Raw genomic sequence first — 18,824 nt, 5'->3', positions numbered from 1 at the left:
AACGGTCACGGCCTCAACAAAATGAACTGAGCCTGATACGCATTAGTGTTGAAAAACAACAATAGAACTATAGGCGATATTAGAACAAAAAGAACAAAAACATATGATGATCCCTTAAACCTACTAAAAGAGACCACTAGAAAAGGAATGATAATTAAAAATGAATAATAAACTAGTCGCTCAAAACTCATTTCATCGGTAATAACAGAGAAGACCGCAAATGATGTATAAAATGCGAAACTGGTAACAAGACCTTTTGACAACCTTTCATCTCTACAGCCTGAATTATAACTACCTTTAAATACAAAGTAACAAAAAACATACATAATCAACATACAAAAAGCAAAAGCCAAAGTGTTATTACTTGAAGATTCCCCACTCGACTTACTTGCAATCTGCAATATTAAGGAGCCTAAAAACAAAATGGAAAATGAAACTAAAGGACCTAATTTATATAGCCTTTTGATAGGTAAAAGAAAAACCATAAAAATGGGAAAGTAAAACAATGCGGCATTGTGAGAAAAAACAGCAATTAAGAAGAAGCAAAAAGATGAAAAGCGATTCCCAGAAATTAATAACGAAAAAGCATACAAAAGAAAAGCACTAGAAATCCCCTGCCTTAATCCATTTATACTCTGTAAAACATAGAAATTTGTTGTTAAAAAAGGAAGAATCATATAAGGAATGTATCCTTTTTCTGACTTCCCTATTCGGTTTAAAAGGGAGCTTGCAACTGATAAGGACGAGTGAACTAGAAGAAAGTAAATCCCCCCTCCTATCAATGCGTTATAAAAAGAATTAGACTCATGACTAATGGTTGTTATAACCCACCAAGAAAAAAATTCTCTATAATAATAGAAGACCTCAAAGTTAGGCCGAATAGTTGCATATCGCTGCCAGTCAACGCCGTCAACCTCCAGCGCAATACACCCAAAAAAGAAAAGCGAAGCAAGCACAAAGCTAAACACAAACCTAACAGCTCTGTCTTTTTTTAACTTCATAAATTGCACATTAAACATCAAGCAACTCTTTTGCCAATGTCCGCCAACTACATTTTTTTTCAACAATACTGCGAGTAGATTCAGATATGCTAATCTTGGCCTCTTTCTCTAAATCTAAATAGTTATTTATGGCCATTGCCAGGCCACTTGATGATTTTTCTATTGAATAGAAGGCATTACTTTCAAAAATCTCATAAGTCGCATTCACAACACCAGATTCACTAGAGTTTCGAAAGGAAATTATCGGAAGACCACAAGCCGCGGCCTCTAATAATGTTTGACCCAAGGGTTCATAAACTGAACTTAAGACAAAAACATCAGAAGCTTGGTAATATTTTGACGTATCTACAGACTTACCTGGCAGAATGAGTATCTTCTTCTCGATTAATCCCTTATGAACTTCCAATAAGTCGCCTCTTTGCGGTCCATCGCCAACTATAACGATAGATGCATTATCAGGAAGGTATTCAGCAGAGGCGGCCAGATAACTAAACCCTTTAGCGCTAACAAATCTTCCGACAGATAGGATAAGTATTCGATCTTCGGGTAAATTGAGCGACTTTCTCAAAGTTTTCTTAACACTTTCATTGACAGGAAAAAAATTATCTAAATCAACTCCTGGCTTCGTTATTTGAAAGTTGGAACTTCTATATTCGTGTGGTAATAGGACTGAACGAGCTTGCCTTTTCATGTTTTCAGAAAATAGAAAAACTTTATCAGAACGGAGAAGTGCTAATTTATCAAACCAGTTATGTATGATAGCTTTAATATGAAATAATGTTTTTTTAACACCAGAAGCCTTTTCATTTAACATTGAGGGGGTAGCTTGAAACCTTGCGAAACCAGGTGCTAAATAAACATTTCGTTTAAAAACTAATGTCGCAAAAAAGCTAGTAAACTGATTCCGATTAATTGATAAACGGACTGACTTCTTCTGATTTATTTTTCTAAAAATAAAAAGTATATCTAAAAATGAAAACGGTAAGAAAAAGAAATTTAAAACCTTACTTTTAAAAGGTCTAAACCGAAACCTAACAACAGGTATTCCATCAATTCTCGTTACGCGCTTATACTCTATCTTTTCTGACTGGGCAGCAACAACTATAGGTCGAAAACCCAAATTATTTGTTTCTTTAGACAAATACTTTAAGGAATTTTCAACACCTCCGAACTCAGGATAGTAACCTATAGTTGTAAATATAACTTTCATCTTTCTAGAACACTTTCCTTGATTTAAATTCATAAAATTTCCGATTAATTGAATCTTTTTATTTCTTATTAATAAAAGCTCGGATCATGAATCTAAACTAATCGGCTCTAAAGGTAATTTTTTGTTTTCCGACAACTTTATCATTGTTTGTGCAACGAGTTCACCTTCATTTCCTTCCCACTCAGTAGAATAAGTAGAGCTATAGCGCTGAACCGCATTCCGATCAACTGTTTCCCCTCCCCCCATAATACTTTTAACCGTTTCACCTATATCTGTTAACGACAAACACTCCTTCGCAAGCCCACTCTCTACATAGCCATAGTAGTCAGAAATATCTGATTCAGTGATTTCATAGTATATTGGCACTACGTCACTGAGAGCAGCTTCCAGATGAATACTGCTATTTCCTGAGATTAGACACTTTATGTCTGAAAAGAATTCAACTAATGACTCCTGAAAAGGATTGCTGACTTCGACCTTGAATTTTTTTAAAACAAATAAGAGCTCTTTAACCTTTCGCTTTGACAGGCCAGGATGCCACCTAATTTTTAAGGAGAAACCTGAAAAGTACAAATAACTAATCATGTCGGCGATATTTTTATTCGAATCGAGAGTGTTGATTGCGACACCTAACTTCTCTCTCTTTCTTACTATAACTTTCTGAAGTAGTTTTTTTTGACCTGAAAGAAATACTTTACGCTCTTTTAATCGAACCATATCGCTAACAATATTTTTTTCGCAATTACGATATACGTTCAACGAAAATTCACCGTCAAGAAAAGCATAATCAACATTTATGGCTGGAAATAAATTGCTAACTGAGGCATGTTGCATGTATGCAGTTTTTATCCCCATTTCTCTTGCCAAGGCTAATAGAGAACGGTTGGAAGCATTATGATCGTTGGAAACAATTACATAATCCGGTTTGACCTCTCTTAGTAACCTCTCAAAATAAACCAGTTCATCATATATATTAAGAAAAACATTTAAGTCATTCTTAATTAAGTTTCTATTTTTATCTTTCAACTGCTTTCGCAGTAAGTTAAACCTTAAAATTAAAACCAAAAAAGTTTTAACCACTTCCATAAAGCCATACGTCTTTATGTTGAAAGTATCATCTTCTATATCAGTCCTACTTAGGATTTTTTTAGGAGCTAATGCACAAACAACTTGATTATTTTTTCTTAGAGCTAGAATGCTCTGTTGAAGAGAGTTTTTCTGATTAACAGTTCCAGCATAAACTAAGAACTTACATTTTTTATTTGACGGTTTAAACCTGAGTCTAGTTTGTGAAAACAGTAGAAAAACCCAAATAGCAAATCGAGTAAAAAATCCGCTGTACTTTTTTTTATTTTCAGAAAAGTGTTTTAGCTGATCGTATTTTTGACCATGAAGATAAGCTAACCACAACTCAGGCTCTTTATCTAGAACAGTTTTTATGTGCTTAAACCATTTCATTAGAATTCTATAAGTCTTTCCTGAACCGCTGTATTAGCTTTGACAGTAGCATTAACTTTTTTTCCAATTATGCGCTTTAAGTACTTAGGAGCTATTCCATAACCCGGCCTGACACTACGAATGCTGTCTTCCGTAATTGTATCTCCAGCTCTTAAATCTTTCACAAAATATAAAGAACGACGGAACGTTACGTTGCCTAACTCACTCGATTTGCGTCCATAATCTACTTTCCCTAATGCTTTTTTAGCTGTTTTCGTATCACGACACAACGCAGCGAGCTCTCCAGGCTCTAGTGAGAAACTATCGTCCGGACCACCACCGCTTCGGTCTAAAGTAAAATGCTTTTCAATAATAGAGGCTCCCATAGCCGCACTCACTATTGCAGTAGTATTGTCCAAAGTGTGATCGGATAATCCAGTCAATACATCAAAGCGCTCGCTCATATCCGCCAGAGTTCTCAAGTTGTAATCTTCTGCCGGTGCAGGATAACCACTAACGCAATGCAAAATTGCCAATTCTTTGCAGCCCGCGCCGCGTGCCGCATCTATCGCTTCTTGTATCTCTTCAGCGTCTGCCATGCCGGTGGAAATGATCATCGGCTTGCCTGTACTGGCCACATACTCGATTAACGCTAAATCTATCGCTTCAAAGGACGCAATTTTATACGCAGGAGCATTTAAATCCTCGAGAAGATCGACCGCGGTGTTATCAAACGGCGAGCTGAACATAGTTATCCCTTCTTTACGAGCATGTTCAAACAGTGGTTTATGCCACTCCCACGGGGTATGCGCTTCTTCGTAAAGCTCAAAAAGAGTTCGCCCGTCCCAGAGTCCACCTTTAATCTTAAAGTCATCAGAATCGGAATCTAACGTAATGGTATCCGGTCGGTAAGTCTGCAGTTTGAGCGCATCCGCGCCTGCCTTTTTCGCTGCCGATATAATTTTAAATGCCGTTTCAATATCGCCGTTATGATTGGCAGAGAGCTCCGCGATAATATAAGGCGTTTGCTCAGGCGATATCTCGCGCCCGTTGATAACCATCTTGTGACTCATATATTAATCCTTTCGATTATTCCATTGCGCCCGGAGCAGCCCAAAACTGACCACATCGTGATAAGTTTTACCGTCAAAATGCTGCTCTTTATGAAGCCCTTCCTCTTTAAACCCTAGCTTTTGATGAAAGCGTATGGACTGGTTGTTAAAACCTAAGGCTTCACCGCATACTTTGTGTAAATTCAGTTCATTAAAGGAGTAGGTCAGTGCGGTTTTACCCAGCTGGTATCCAGTGCCCTTTTCTGCATGAGGAGCCAGATAGAATCCCCAGTGTGCCACTTCATCACAGGTTTTTCGGGTCAGACTGACAAATCCGGTGGGCGTTTGATTTTTTTCGTAAATCAGTACTGTGTGTTTTGAGGATTGTTTGACCAACTGATACCACTGAGCGTGCTCCTCGAGGCTGATTTCATGTGTTGAATACATAAAGCGCCGGATGTCCGGGTGATTTCTCCAGTTGAGAACCTGCGCTAAGTCCGATTCTTCCATAGGGCGAATACGGTTTTCCATGCTCGGTTACTCCATTCCTTTTAACATGCTCTGAGCCACTCGCTGAGCTCCCCGACCGTCAACCAGATGACTGGCACGGCCTGACATGAGCGATAAACGCTCCGGCTGTTCATACAATATCGCTACTTTCTCGCCAAGACACGTTTCAATATCAGACTGAGATAGCACCATTGCAGCCCCGTGACTTTCCAGCACCTTCGCTATTCCCTGTTGGTTGTCCGCCAGCACACACATCAATGTCGGCAGGCCCAGACAGCAACGCTCCCAGGACGTTCCCCCGGCAGCACCAATGGCCAGGTCTGACTGACTCATGAGCTCTGCCATGTTGGACACATTACTCAGAACCCGGACATTTAGGCGACTGTTTGTCTCCTGCGCTTTCACTTCGGTAAGCCAAGGCGCCTGCTTTCCTAATACAACCGTCACTTCCGTTCTATCGTTCAACCCGCTTGACGCGAGGGCGTTTAATGCTTTTTCAGTATAATTATCTTTATCAACTCCACCCATGCTAATCAGCACACTGTCGATTTGAGTCTTACCTTTGCGGTACTCAAGACTGCGTTCTCGAAACGCTGCAAACTCTGGGCGCAACAAAGCGTATTGACAACCCGTTAAAATCCGGCAGCTTTTCGGCACCAGCGGGCTATACATCCTGTCTGACTGGCCTAAATTCTGATCAACCAAAATATCGCAGTCGTGTGGTCTATCTGCTAAATCATCAATAACCAAAATATTCTTTACGTGGTTTCTAGCTCTTTGCTCCCAAACTTTATCAATACCATAGTGATCAATTACCAACCACTCAGGGACTAGCTTTTCTAAAACATTCTGGCTTTCTTCCACATCTCTCTCTTGACCACCTTTTAACCAATGACCATGAGTCAGATGATTACCTTCGGATTCCTCACACTCTGGAAGTTCATGTATGGAATAACCACGTTCTTTAACTAAGTTAATTAAACTTCCAGGCTGTCGGCGAGATATGAAAGTACATTTATGTCCATTTTGGCTAAGCTCATCAGCTAGGGTTAAACAGCGCATTACATGTCCAGCCCCCATTTCTATTGAAGCATCGACACGGAACACAATTGTTTTTACCAGCAAGTCCATCCTCCATCAACGGTCAAATTGCTCCCGTTTACGTATGACGATGCCGAGGACGCAAGGAACAATAACGGCCCCTTTAACTCTTTAGCTTGGCCGATACGCCCCATTGGTACTTTGTGTTCTAACTTTTTAATAAACGAAGGACTTTTACTCTGAACAATTTCCGCAGGAAAAGGACCAGGTGCAATAGAGTTTACGCGAATACCCTCTTTACCAAACTCACAAGCCGAATATTTTGTCCATTGCAACAGCGCTGCTTTCGCCGCTCCATAGAAAGGCGGGTTCACCGCCTGCTCAGAATCATAGATTCGTTGGTCAGGGCTTACCAAAGCATACATGGATGCAATATTAATTATTGAAGCTTCTCCACTGTCTTTTACACCTAACCTCAAATTAGGTAGTAAGGTTTGAAGCAAACGATGAGCTGCCACTACAGCTACATCATAACTATCCCTGTAGTCAGTTGTAGATGCACATTTTACGCTACCTGCCCCACCCACATAGGCATTATTAATCATTACGTGCAAAGCTCTATTTTTGAAGGCATCTGCAAACAGCGTAACTTGCTGGTCGGACGTTACATCAAATATCACGGGCTCGGCCGAATAGCCCTTATCTCTAAGCTCTTTAACTAATACATCGCATCGCTTTTTTGAGCGCGAATTAACTAACACGTGAGCACCTGCTTCAGCTAAACCAAAAGCCATCTCACGCCCTAAATAGCCAGTTGCTCCTGTAATTAAAGCCGTTTTATTCTTGAGCGAAAAAATATTAACACCTATACTCATTATGCGTTTCCCCAGAGTGCAGGATTTAATGTTTCTTCTTTCAGTACAGGCCTTGTTCTTTGTATAAATTCTAACATTTCAACTGGCATTTCATCTTCACAAAATGTCTTTATATTTTGATTAAGCTGTTCAAGCGACTCCATCCCCACGACAACCCCATTAACCCAATTTTGTGATCTCACAAAATTCAAACATAAATTAGAGAGGTCATGAGTCTGAGTTTGAGCAAGTAACTGTTGAAGCCATTCAATTATGTATTGAGGCTCATCAACATGAGCTTTAGCCCAATGCTCGGTGTTGTAGCTAGTAAGCAAACCTTGGAGAAGTGCACTCCTTACATGAACCTTTAACCCTCTTTCTTTTTGTTTTGTATGGATTAAGGGAATCATTTCATCCCATCGCCAATCCAATAAATTATATGGCATTTGAATGTAGCTAACGTGCTTATTATTAAGCGCAATTTCAAGTTCTTCTGGAGTTTGAACTGACGCTCCAATGCTATTTACTCGGCCCGCATCTTTATGCTGAAGAAGCCGCTCCAGCACTTTTCCTTTCATAGAATTCAGTTGTTGAGTTCTATGCAGCATCACCACATCTAACTTGCTGCTACCTAAATAATTCATTGACTGATAGATACTGCAGTCGACAAAAGCATTAATTACTGTTTTGCAAGCATCTTTAGGGCAATCATCTAAAGGAGACAGCTTAGTAATAATAGGGACACGTCCCATCCAGCCAGATTTTAAAGCGTATCCAATAACTTTCTCACTATTACCATAGGCTCTTGCTGTATCTATTCCCTCTATCCCATTAGTAATTGCTGTCTTTAGAATAGCTTCGACAAGATCCGGGGTAAGTTGGCCTGCTGCGTTAGTTATTCCATAATTCAAACCAAACTGCGCCGTGCCTATAATAAGCTTAGATGCTGGGTTACAATTTATTGGTTGAAAACGTTTTTTTTCTATCGCCGACAACAACTCATTAAAAGTTACTTCAATAGGTTTTTTTACTTCTAAAAATAAGTTTTCTAGTGTGAGATAGTCATCCAAACAATCGACAGTACATCTATAATGACCTAGACTCTTTTGCTTATATTTATTAAAGCTACTTATTCCATAACGTCTTCTTATAAATGGCGTTACATGTTCTTGATCATCTTTATCGTGTGTCGATATGGCTGCTTCTCTCAAGTGCTTAAGGTAAGTCAGTTCCGCACTTACCCCGTAAGGCAAACCAGACTCCACTCCATTACAGCAAATATAGTCTAGCTTTCTATCTTCAAAGTCTTTTGCTATCTCTTCAAGTAACTGCCCATCAGGAACCACATTATCTGCTGTCAAGCGAAAGACTCTAGTTTCATCATCGAAACCCGAGAGAGCTCCGACAATCCTTTCAAGAGTGTTATTGAGGCTGCCTCTATAAAAAGGTATACCGTATTCTTGCAATACTCGAACTAACGCGTCATCACTCTCTTCTTTCGAGGTAGCAACAACTACATCAATACCTTTATTTGCCGCCCTTCTTGCAGCAAGAACAACTAAAGGGATTCCTTTTATAGGTAGCAGAACTTTTCCAGGAAGCCTTGATGAGTTTGTCCTGGCTTGCAGAACAGCGACGTAACTCAAGAAACAACCTCACTTAAAACTTTGACGACTTTATCTTGCTCAGATTCGCTCATTGTAGGAAATAGCGGTAAGCTAATCGCTTCGCTGTAATATGACATAGCTTCTGGGAAATCTTCTGCCTTAAAACCAAACTGTTGGTAATAAGGTTGTGTATGTACCGGTATGTAATGCAGATTCACTCCAATACCCTGTTCCCGGAGAGATTCAAAAACTTCGCGATGTGTAGCCGAAACTTGACTCAGATTTAAACGAATAACATAAAGGTGTAAACCTGAGTAACTATCCGGATGCTGCCAAGGCAGAGTCAAAGGTAATGTACTTAGAAGCGAGTCATAGCGTTTTGCCAGTTCATGCCTTCGCGCAACGTACTCATCCAAACGTTCTAGCTGGCTCAACCCTAGAGCAGCTTGAAGCTCGGTCATACGGTAGTTAAAACCCAGCTCTACTTGCTGGTAGTACCAGGAACCGTCTGGCTCTTGTGTCATTAAATCCGGATCGCGCGTAATGCCGTGGCTTCTAAATAAATTCATTTTTCTGGCCAACTCATTACTATTGGTCAGCGCCATACCACCCTCGGCAGTGGTAATAATTTTTACCGGATGAAAGCTAAAAATAGTAATATCACTGTATTTACAGTTACCAATATAATCGTGTTGATATTTACCACCAATGCCGTGAGAAGCATCTTCTATGACTTTAACGCCGTATTGATCCGCCAGAGTTTTAATAGCCTGCATTTCACAGGGCTGTCCGCATAAATGTACGACCACCAACACTTTAGGCAGTCGCTTCTCAATGGCAGCCTGTTCGAGCTTATGCTCCAGTGCGCTGACGCTAATGTTATAGGTTTTCGGGTCGATATCGATAAAGTCCACTTGCGCCCCGCAGTACAAACCGCAGTTCGCCGAGGCAACAAAGGTTACCGGTGTAGTCCAAAGCCAGTCACCTTTCCCTAAACCCAGTGCTAAACAAGCAATGTGCAATGCTGAAGTGGCGCTGTTAACAGCTAAAGCATGTCTAGCACCGACTTTTTCAGCAACAGCCGATTCAAACGCAGGAACCTTGGGGCCCTGTGTTAGGAAATCTGATGTTAAAACCTCAACAACTGCATCAATATCTTCTTGTCGAATATCTTGCTTTCCGTACGGTATCATTAGATTTTACCGATTTGTTCGTAATTACCGTCAAGCCAGCTTTTTAGCTGCTCGTCAGTCATCCACTCTTCGTTATTATCGCTTGAATAAACGAAACCTTCAGGAACTCTTTTTCCATCTTTAATACGGTCAGAGTCTTTATCCCAGTTATTTATAGCTGGCAAAATTTTAAAATGTTCAGGGTACTCATAAGTATAAGGTGCGTCTTCAAAACCAATCATTTGCTCATGAAGCTTCTCACCGGGCCGAATACCAACAACTTCTTGCTTCGCTTCTGGAGCAACCACGCTGGCAACGTCAGTAACCTTCATTGAAGGAATTTTCTTAACATAGATTTCACCACCGACCATATCTTCAAACGCATGCCAAACCAGTTCTACGCCCTCTTCAAGAGATATCATAAAACGCGTCATACGATCATCTGTAATAGGCAAAACACCTTTGTCACGAATAGACATAAAAAATGGAATAACAGAGCCCCGGGAACCCATAACGTTGCCATAGCGCACAACAGAAAATTTCGTTTGATGTCCGCCTGCATAAGAATTACCCGCAACAAATAATTTATCTGAAGCCAGTTTTGTTGCACCATACAAGTTTATGGGGCTGCTGGCTTTATCTGTAGACAGTGCGACGACACCCTTAACACCTTTGTCTATTGCGGCATCAATAACATTCATAGCGCCATGAATGTTCGTTTTTACGCACTCAAATGGATTATATTCAGCTGTAGGGACAATTTTAGTAGCCGCTGCATGGACAACATAATCGACGCCGTCTAAAGCACGATACAAACGATCTTTATCTCGAACGTCGCCAATAAAGAATCGAAGGCGATCATCATTTGGGAAAAGCTTCGCCATTTCCCACTGTTTCATTTCGTCTCGAGAGAAGATGATAATCTTCTTCGGGTTGTATTTTTCCAGAGTCATAGGAATGAATTTATGACCAAATGAGCCTGTACCGCCTGTTACTAAAATTGTTTTATCATTAAACATGTTTAATCTTTCTTTTAAGTTATTGCGATGTAACGTTCATAACCGATACAACTCGGTTGTGACCTTCGGATTGCGGGAAACCTCTATGGAAACCGCTTTGATCAGATATCACTAAAGATCCAGCTTTACCAAGAACAGGAATAATTTTCTGATGATCAATAAGAGGGCACTCTGTCTTATTTGGTAAACTTTCGGAAATAGCCCTGTTAGCCGACCGGTAAGGAGAATCTTTATGGCTACCTTCAACATAAGTGTATGGACCGTCGTCTAAGGAAAGACAGTCAGTCAAATAGATAAAAGCCTTTAGCTGCTTATTGAAGGAATCAGCGTGAAAGCCTCGTGTTGAAGTGACTTCGTTATTAACGTAAAAGTTAAGATTCTTAAAGCTTAAGCTCTCAGCTCCCGACGAGATAAGACTCAGTATATTCGAGTTCTCATAATGACTTCGAAGTTCTTTTTTCAAATTACTAAAAGCATAATCCACATTAAAAACATCGATCATACCTTCATCTTGCCCTTGTCGTACTGACACCACTGTCTTTCCATAACTTGATAACTGAGAATATCCTTTCAGTTTTTCATTACTAAACTGGAACAAAACATTATCATTTTCCAACAATTTAGAGCCAGACTCTATGAACTCTTTTACACTATCTAGAAGTGAAGTTATTGTATCACTAATTATATTAACTTGTTTTTCCGATAAAAAATTTTCAACAATCACTATTCCAGAATCATCAAGCTTGTCTTTAATTATCTCATGATCATTTAGATTAGGAAAGCTAACTAAGGAGTTCCTACGAGCTAACTCTTCGGAAGATAATCTTTTAACATACGCTAGAGAGTCATCGTTAATTAAATTAATACCCTCTAAATTAAGATACTTTGAGCTACGCTTTTTTTTCAGATTAACTTCAATGCCAAATATTGAAAAATTCATATTACTTCCTAATAAAGAGCTTTTAAAAGCTTATAAAACATACCTTTATTTACTATATCTGTTGTACTAAACCTAAATTTAGGACTCTTAGCCCACAATATACTTTCATCAAAAAAGTGAGCTGGCAGTCTACGATTTAAATTATCGGTATTAATTAAGTCATAATCAAAACATTTACCATCTTTCTTATATAGCTCATATAAGTAGGATTTTAATTTTTTAGTACTTGATTCCTCTCCTAGGTCCCACTCTATACTCTCATAATCAACTACATAATCCTGATAACTCTCTACAGCTTTGATTATAGCGTTATGAGCCTCATGATATTCATCAAACATAACTGAATTTTTTTCATTTAAATAATCCCTTCCGCCACCTTCCATGTCGCTCTTCACAACAATCGGCAAACCACAAAGTTGAGCTTCCTTTATAACGCGACACTCACCTTCCTTCTGGGAGAAAATAGTAAACACTTTCGATTCATTATAGAGGTGAGATAAAAATGTATATGAGAAACCCTGGAATCCAGTATCTGGATGAGTTTTTATAATAGTGAAACTTTCTCTTTCCTGAGCAGAAAAATTTTCATAGTAATCTTTTAAAAGCTTTGTATAGTAAGCATTATTTGGTTCATTTTTATTAGAAGCAACAACAAAGATAATCTTATAACTATATCCTAAATCATATATTTTCCTGATTGCTCTCAAAAGCTCGTAATATTTCTTTTTATTATCATTTTTTGCAACGCAGATTAAGTCCCAATATTTTTCTTTATTTTCATTTCTCATTACTTTAGGAGTGAAATTCGCCGAAGATAGAGGGATAACAAACGGAGAGCCTTTGAAAGTGCAGGTGCCTGGTGCTGACATGTGGAAATCTACCCACGGAGGAGTTTCGATATTTTCAGAATGAAATCCCCAGTGAACTCCAATATAATAATCTTGTTTAATGCTAAGTAACTTCTTTCTTATTTCCCGGCTCTGAAAAATTTTTTTTAAAAATTTACCACAGTAAGATTTTGGAGTTTTTATAAGTGCTTTCCAGGAAGGTAACTTACCTTCAAAATAACTCAGCTCTTTATGAGTGAATACGACTATACCTTTTTGGTTTTCTGTCGCCTTTTTAAAAATATGCGCCATATTAACTGTAATTCCCTAGGCGTGATTAGCCATTTCTTTAAATTCTGGATTACTCTCTATTAGAGAATTAAAGGTTCCACTACCTTGAACTTCTCCATCACTAAGTAAATAAATACTATCGCATTTTTTAACTGTTGCTAAACGATGTGCAATCATAATGATTGTTTTTCTGCCAGAGAAGTCGTGAATAGCATCCATCACAAGCTTTTCTGTAATACCATCTAGAGCACTAGTCGCTTCATCCAGAACTAAAACCTCAGCATCGTCATATAGCGCACGAGCAATACCTATTCTTTGTCTTTGCCCACCGGATAACTGAATCCCTCGCTCACCGACTCGTGTATTTAAACCTTCAGGCAGGCGCTCAAGCAATTCATCTAAGTGTGCCATTTTGCTCGCTCGAATAACCCGATCTTCATCAATTTCTTCAAAGGGAATCCCAAATGCTATATTCTCCCTTATGCTTGCGTCGGCTAAGAATATTGCCTGAGGTACGAAACCTACATTGTTTTGCCAAGCTCTTTTTGTCTGTCCTTTCACTTCTTTTCCGTCAACGAATAAAGAACCGCTCTGAGGTTCGATTAACCCCAATAAAACATCTATAGCTGTTGATTTACCTGAACCAGAGGCACCAACTAGACCAATCACCTTATTCACCGGTATCTCCAGAGTAAATTCTCTTAGCGCCTTTTCTTCCTTACCTGGATAACTAAAGGTAATGTTATCCAACTTTATAAGCGCTTTGGGGGATAGTTTGCCGGCCGTGGATGCAGCTTTTATTTCTTCGCTAGCTTGGCTCGCTTCTAAATCCTCTTCTATACTATCGAAAGAAGATATATTGCCTTTAACCTGCGCTAAACTGGTGTACATTTGTTGGAAAGCAGGGAGTAACTTGAACCCTGCCAAAGCATATACGGATAGCACAGGTAAAATATTCCCGAGGTTGCCGTCATAAGCCGATAATAGATATAAGACTAAAAATATCACGGCACCAAAAGCAATGAGCTCCATAGCATAGCGCGGTACTTGCGATAGCCCGCGTGTAACACCTTGTGCTCGACCTAATTTATGACTAGTCTGTTCAAAGCGTTGATTGAACTCGGCTTGGCGCCCCAACAGTAACGTGTCTTTGATACCACCAAAACCTTCATTCATTAATTTAAAGCGCTGCTGATTGGCTTCTGATATAGCTCGTCCATTTTGGCTTAACTGCTTACGCACTGTTTTGTACAAAACAATATAAGCGAGGCCAAACATTAAGAGCCCTGCCAAAGCAACTACAGGATTAAAAATGAAAATAGCGGTCGCCATTACTAAGGCCAATACACTTTTTGCGTTCATTTGCATTAACGGCTGAATTACAATATTCGTGACTCGATCCGCTTCTTGTGCAATACGGTTTGTCAGCTGACTACTGCTGCCACCAGCATGAAAAAGCCACGGTTGCCGCATATAATGCTTATATAGACGAGTTGAAATTTCAGCCCCTACCTGTGCAGCATATAAGGACAGCCTCCAAGTGGTGAACATTGAAACCGCGGCCGCGCCAGACAGTGCTATTAGTACAGCAATACCTAACCAAAATAGAAAATCCCTTGGGTTTTCAAAACCACTGAATGTATAGAGTTGTGCTAGCTTGCCGTCGCCTTGTAGCAAACTTATGTCACCTACTAAGGCCATAAAAGGCCCAATTGCAGCAACCCCCGCAACCTCAGCAAAGGCCATAAGCACGACCAGAAACTGAAGCCGTATTAAGCGCTTTCGTTGTTCGGGAGTTAGTAGTTTAAACAGTGTTTTTAAACGTTTGAACATGGTTGTTGCTTATTGCCTTGTCGCACATAAAGAAAGATAACACCTGACGCAATAGCGTCAGGCTACATTAAGCGTCGGTTTGCTTCTTTTTATTTGTTCTGACTAAGTGACGGATAAAAACGATAAATAATGATAAAAATCCGCCTAAAAAGGTACCGATAATGCAAATTAATGCACGAGCTGGAGCATCCTTCTGCTCAGGCACCACAGCAGGGTCGAGCACCTGAAAAATGTACTCAGGCCTTACATTTGCCAACATTATGGTTTGTATTTGCTTTTCAATAAGTTGATAAAATACCTGCTGCAGGCTGCTTAAGTTAGTTTCTCCTAACTCATTTTGCAGATATTCCATACTGCTTTGCGCTTCTTTAATGTCACGTTGACGCATATGATTGTTAATATCTTCAATTAGCTTTTCCACCCATTGGTGAGCGATAATAGGAGACTGATGGTTAACTGAAATATTAATAAGTCCTGGTGTTTCGGAGTCTTTTTCAACTAAAAGAATACTATCCTGGAAAGTTTTCACATACTCCCAACTACTGGGCTCAGGCTTCTTAGGAGGCTTAACTTCCCTTACCCATTCGTTAGTTTCCGAATTATAGATTTCTTCGTTAAAAATTAATTCACCACTGACTTGGTGCCATTCTTTTACTGCCATTATTTCTGGCAAAATATTGTGCTTTTCTACAAAGTTCTTAATAAATTGACGTGACTGCAGTATTTCCATTGCCATAGTCACTTTATCAACCTGCTGCTTACCCATATTTAAACCAGCTAAACTAGCCAGGCCACTCATTTCTTCACCAAACCCTTGACCTTGAGCTTCTTCTGTAGGTGCTAAGGTTGCTTCAGCTTTATAAATATTTGGCAAGCTTAATGAGTAAATAACCGACGCCACCGCAAACACAAAGGTAATGGCAATAATCCACCATTTACCCTCCCATATAATGCCAAACAGCTCGCGCAGGTCTATTTCGTCATCCTGCTGGTATGGAGCATTATAGTAGTTGGGTGGATATTGACCCGGCCCGTATGGCGCCGGCGGCTGGTTATTTGGGTTTTGCTGGTTTTCTTGTGTCATGGCTTTTCTTATAAGTTAGTCGTTGTTAAACAAGTCGCGCGTATACACCTTAGCTTGCACGTCTTTTAAGTCATCGGCCAGCCGGTTGCTGAGTATAATTTCCGAAACGGCTTTAAATTCTGTCAGGTTATTAATAACCCGCGAGTTATAGAAGCGCTCGTCTTTTAGCTCTGGTTCGTACACTACCACTTCTATGCCTTTGGCTTTAATGCGCTTCATAATGCCCTGAATAGCCGACGCCCGAAAGTTGTCTGAGCCCGACTTCATAACCAGGCGGTACACACCCACTACCTTGGGTTGCTTTGCAATAATTTGGTCGGCAATAAAGTCTTTACGGGTACGGTTGGCGTCCACAATGGATTTAATCAGGGTTTGTGGTACGTCGTCGTAGTTGGCGAGAAGCTGCTTGGTATCTTTTGGCAGACAGTAGCCGCCGTAACCAAAGCTGGGGTTGTTGTAATGTGAGCCTATGCGCGGATCTAGGCACACGCCTTCAATAATTTGTTTGGTGTCTAAGCCGTGCACTTCTGCGTAGGTGTCCAGCTCGTTAAAGTAGGCAACACGCATGGCTAAATAGGTATTAGCAAACAGTTTAATGGCTTCGGCTTCGGTACTGTCGGTAAACAGGGTATCTATATTTTGCTTTTCGGCGCCCTGCTTTAGCAGGTTTGCGAAGGTTTCGGCGCGCTCTGAACGCTCACCCACAATAATGCGCGACGGATGTAGGTTGTCGTACAAGGCTTTGCCTTCGCGCAGGAACTCTGGCGAAAACAGAATGTTGTTGGTGCCGAACTTTTCTTTTAACGACTGCGTATACCCCACCGGAATGGTCGACTTAATAACCATAACCGCATTTGGATTGGCTTCTATTACCTGGCTTATAACGCTTTCAACGGTTGTGGTGTTGAAATAATTGGTTTGCGGGTCGTAGTCGGTGGGGGTGGCAATAACCACAAAGTCGGCGTTTTTGTATGCGGCGTGCGCGTCGGTGGTGGCGCTGAGGTTCAGGGGCTTTTCCTGTAAAAAATGCTGAATTTCTTTATCGACTATAGGCGATTGTTTTTTATTTATTTTTTCTACTTTTTCTTGGTCTATATCGACTGCGGTAACCTGATTATGTTGCGCAAAGAGAACCGCATTTGATAAACCTACGTATCCTGTACCCGCTACTGCAATTTTCATTCGTTTTTAACCCTGGCTACAACGGTTGGGCACGCTACCGCCCATAGGCTGCGGCTCCCATAGACCGGTTCGTGCTGTAATTTTTTTGTAATTTGAGTGTTACTTAAATTTTGATCAAGCGCGTATGATACCGCATGCAGCCCTTGCCCTACAAAGGCTTTGTTGCAACTTTTTGACGATATTTTGAGCGGTTGGTTCCTTTACACTTTTCACCCTTTTGTCCTATGGCGCTTTCTCGCTGGTTTATGTAATCTCAATTTGTAGCCTGACATTTATGTCAGGAACACTATCTGACCTGACATGAATGTCAGGCTACGGGCATCAAGTCAGAAGCACAAAGCGACACACAGGGAACCAATACATGGACGTTATACACCACGGCGCGTTTGAAGGGGTTACGGGCTCTTGCCACGAGCTATTTTTAGACAGTGACCACTCACTTTTAATTGATTGCGGGCTGTTTCAGGGTGCTGAAACATCCGGTTCCGGCGCGGACTCTAACGCCCAGGAAATGGACTTTGATATAAGCAAAGTTCAGGCGCTGGTGGTAACTCACTGCCACATAGACCACGTAGGCCGTATACCCTGGTTGCTTATTGCGGGCTTCACCGGCCCCATATTCTGCACCAAAGCCACCGCGCTGTTGCTGCCACTGGTAATTGAAGACGCCCTGAAAATTGGTTTAACCCGTAACGGCAAGATTATTGACGCGGTTATTGCCCGCTTACACCGCCAACTGCGGCCTACGGCTTACGATAAATGGATTGAACTGCCTGCAGACTTTGCCGCTGAGCGCTTTAAACTGCGCTTTCGCCAGGCCGGGCATATTCTGGGCTCGGCCTATGTTGAAATTGAGAATGTAAGTACCCACTACCGCGTAGTGTTCTCAGGTGACCTGGGCTGTAAAAACACGCCACTACTGCCCGACCCTACTCCGTTAGAACGCGCTGACTTCTTGCTGCTGGAAAGTACCTACGGCGACAAAAACCATGAATCCCGCGCTGACCGCTCTCAGCGGTTAAAGGCCGTGGTTGAGCGTTGTGTAGAAAACAAAGGTGTTATTTTAATTCCAGCTTTTAGTGTTGGTCGCACGCAGGAACTGCTGTACGAACTGGAAGACATTATTCACCAGGCGCGCGAGCTGGAAGCTGAAACCGGTGAGGTGAATAAAGTATGGCATAAAATGACGGTTATTCTGGACTCACCGCTTGCTGCACAGTTCACAAAACAATACCGGGCTATGAAAAATTTATGGGACGAAGAAGCCCACGAGCGTTTAAGTGAAGATCGCCACCCGCTTAATTTTGATCGCCTGCTGACGGTGGATGAGCACAGCGAACATGAGCGTATTGTAAACTTTTTGCAGAGTAGTGGTGACCCTTGCATTGTTATTGCTGCCAGCGGTATGTGTACCGGCGGGCGCATGCTGAACTACTTAAAAGCTTTGTTACCCGACCCGCGCACTGATGTGCTGTTTGTCGGGTATCAGGCTGCGGGTACACCGGGGCGGGATATTCAGCAATATGGTCCGGGCGGCGGTTATGTTGAACTTGACCACCAGCGGGTCTGGATTAAAGCCGGCATTTATACCTTAGGCGGCTACTCCGCCCACGCCGACCAGCAGGAACTGCTGGACTTTATTGACGCCACCGAAGAGCCGGTTAAGCGCATACGGTTAATTCATGGCGAGCGCGACGCGAGGTTGGCGTTGACGGCCCAGATTAAAGCTCGTTACGGATTGGGCGTAGCCTGACATTTATGTCA

The 18,824-nt window shown here is 41.1% G+C and carries 16 protein-coding genes; 1 reads left to right on the top strand and 15 read right to left on the bottom strand.

Going from position 1 to position 18,824, the window contains the following annotated elements; all coding sequences use genetic code 11:
- Positions 1-5: 5 nt before the first annotated feature.
- From ACN0TF_RS10085 to ACN0TF_RS10015, 15 genes are all read right to left on the bottom strand, one after another.
- Positions 6-1,001 (bottom strand): EpsG family protein, encoded by a 996-nt coding sequence (locus ACN0TF_RS10085; protein WP_417441815.1) that lies wholly within the window; start codon positions 999-1,001, stop codon positions 6-8.
- A gap of 10 nt (positions 1,002-1,011) precedes the next feature.
- On the bottom strand, positions 1,012-2,244 hold the full coding sequence (locus ACN0TF_RS10080; protein ID WP_417441814.1) for a glycosyltransferase family 4 protein: 1,233 nt from the start codon (positions 2,242-2,244) through the stop codon (positions 1,012-1,014).
- A 51-nt stretch (positions 2,245-2,295) separates the two neighbouring features.
- Entirely contained in the window at positions 2,296-3,669 is a 1,374-nt protein-coding gene (locus ACN0TF_RS10075) for a hypothetical protein (protein ID WP_417441813.1), read from the bottom strand.
- Positions 3,669-4,721 (bottom strand): pseudaminic acid synthase, encoded by a 1,053-nt coding sequence (gene pseI, locus ACN0TF_RS10070; RefSeq protein WP_417441812.1) that lies wholly within the window; start codon positions 4,719-4,721, stop codon positions 3,669-3,671. The genes ACN0TF_RS10075 and pseI overlap by 1 nt, the downstream gene beginning before the upstream one ends.
- 3 nt (positions 4,722-4,724) lie before the next feature.
- A complete protein-coding gene (pseH, locus tag ACN0TF_RS10065) occupies positions 4,725-5,231 on the bottom strand; it encodes a UDP-4-amino-4,6-dideoxy-N-acetyl-beta-L-altrosamine N-acetyltransferase (RefSeq protein ID WP_417441811.1) in 507 nt (168 codons plus the stop codon).
- A gap of 6 nt (positions 5,232-5,237) precedes the next feature.
- Positions 5,238-6,335 carry a UDP-2,4-diacetamido-2,4,6-trideoxy-beta-L-altropyranose hydrolase gene (gene pseG / locus ACN0TF_RS10060; RefSeq protein ID WP_417441810.1) on the bottom strand — a complete coding sequence of 366 codons (1,098 nt, stop codon included), beginning with the start codon at positions 6,333-6,335 and terminating at the stop codon, positions 5,238-5,240.
- Positions 6,326-7,126: an SDR family NAD(P)-dependent oxidoreductase gene (locus ACN0TF_RS10055; protein ID WP_417441809.1), complete on the bottom strand. Its 801-nt coding sequence runs from the start codon at positions 7,124-7,126 to the stop codon at positions 6,326-6,328. The genes pseG and ACN0TF_RS10055 overlap by 10 nt, the downstream gene beginning before the upstream one ends.
- On the bottom strand, positions 7,126-8,751 hold the full coding sequence (locus ACN0TF_RS10050) for an aldo/keto reductase (protein WP_417441808.1): 1,626 nt from the start codon (positions 8,749-8,751) through the stop codon (positions 7,126-7,128). The genes ACN0TF_RS10055 and ACN0TF_RS10050 overlap by 1 nt, the downstream gene beginning before the upstream one ends.
- Positions 8,748-9,905 carry a UDP-4-amino-4,6-dideoxy-N-acetyl-beta-L-altrosamine transaminase gene (gene pseC, locus ACN0TF_RS10045; protein ID WP_417441807.1) on the bottom strand — a complete coding sequence of 386 codons (1,158 nt, stop codon included), beginning with the start codon at positions 9,903-9,905 and terminating at the stop codon, positions 8,748-8,750. Before pseC ends, ACN0TF_RS10050 begins: the two co-directional genes overlap by 4 nt.
- Positions 9,905-10,903, bottom strand: coding sequence for a UDP-N-acetylglucosamine 4,6-dehydratase (inverting) (gene pseB / locus ACN0TF_RS10040; protein WP_417441806.1), 999 nt, complete (start codon positions 10,901-10,903; stop codon positions 9,905-9,907). The genes pseC and pseB overlap by 1 nt, the downstream gene beginning before the upstream one ends.
- A 19-nt stretch (positions 10,904-10,922) precedes the next feature.
- Complete coding sequence (locus ACN0TF_RS10035; protein WP_417441805.1) at positions 10,923-11,843, bottom strand: phytanoyl-CoA dioxygenase family protein; 921 nt, start codon at positions 11,841-11,843, stop codon at positions 10,923-10,925.
- A gap of 8 nt (positions 11,844-11,851) precedes the next feature.
- Positions 11,852-12,982 carry a glycosyltransferase gene (locus ACN0TF_RS10030; protein ID WP_417441804.1) on the bottom strand — a complete coding sequence of 377 codons (1,131 nt, stop codon included), beginning with the start codon at positions 12,980-12,982 and terminating at the stop codon, positions 11,852-11,854.
- Between the two features lie 15 nt (positions 12,983-12,997).
- Complete coding sequence (locus ACN0TF_RS10025) at positions 12,998-14,794, bottom strand: ABC transporter ATP-binding protein (protein ID WP_417441803.1); 1,797 nt, start codon at positions 14,792-14,794, stop codon at positions 12,998-13,000.
- A 67-nt stretch (positions 14,795-14,861) separates the two neighbouring features.
- Entirely contained in the window at positions 14,862-15,878 is a 1,017-nt protein-coding gene (locus ACN0TF_RS10020) for a Wzz/FepE/Etk N-terminal domain-containing protein (protein ID WP_417441802.1), read from the bottom strand.
- Between the two features lie 15 nt (positions 15,879-15,893).
- Positions 15,894-17,060 (bottom strand): nucleotide sugar dehydrogenase, encoded by a 1,167-nt coding sequence (locus ACN0TF_RS10015; RefSeq protein WP_417441801.1) that lies wholly within the window; start codon positions 17,058-17,060, stop codon positions 15,894-15,896.
- A 361-nt stretch (positions 17,061-17,421) separates the two neighbouring features.
- On the opposite strand from ACN0TF_RS10015, the gene ACN0TF_RS10010 reads away from it, so the two are divergent.
- Positions 17,422-18,813, top strand: coding sequence for an MBL fold metallo-hydrolase RNA specificity domain-containing protein (locus ACN0TF_RS10010; RefSeq protein ID WP_417441800.1), 1,392 nt, complete (start codon positions 17,422-17,424; stop codon positions 18,811-18,813).
- Positions 18,814-18,824: the final 11 nt, after the last annotated feature.

Origin of the sequence: Idiomarina sp., assembly GCF_048265525.1 — a bacterium.
Taxonomy (GTDB): Bacteria; Pseudomonadota; Gammaproteobacteria; order Enterobacterales; family Alteromonadaceae; genus Idiomarina.
The sequence above is the reverse complement of the archived record's forward strand: the minus strand, read 5'-3'. Positions and strand labels throughout refer to the sequence as shown.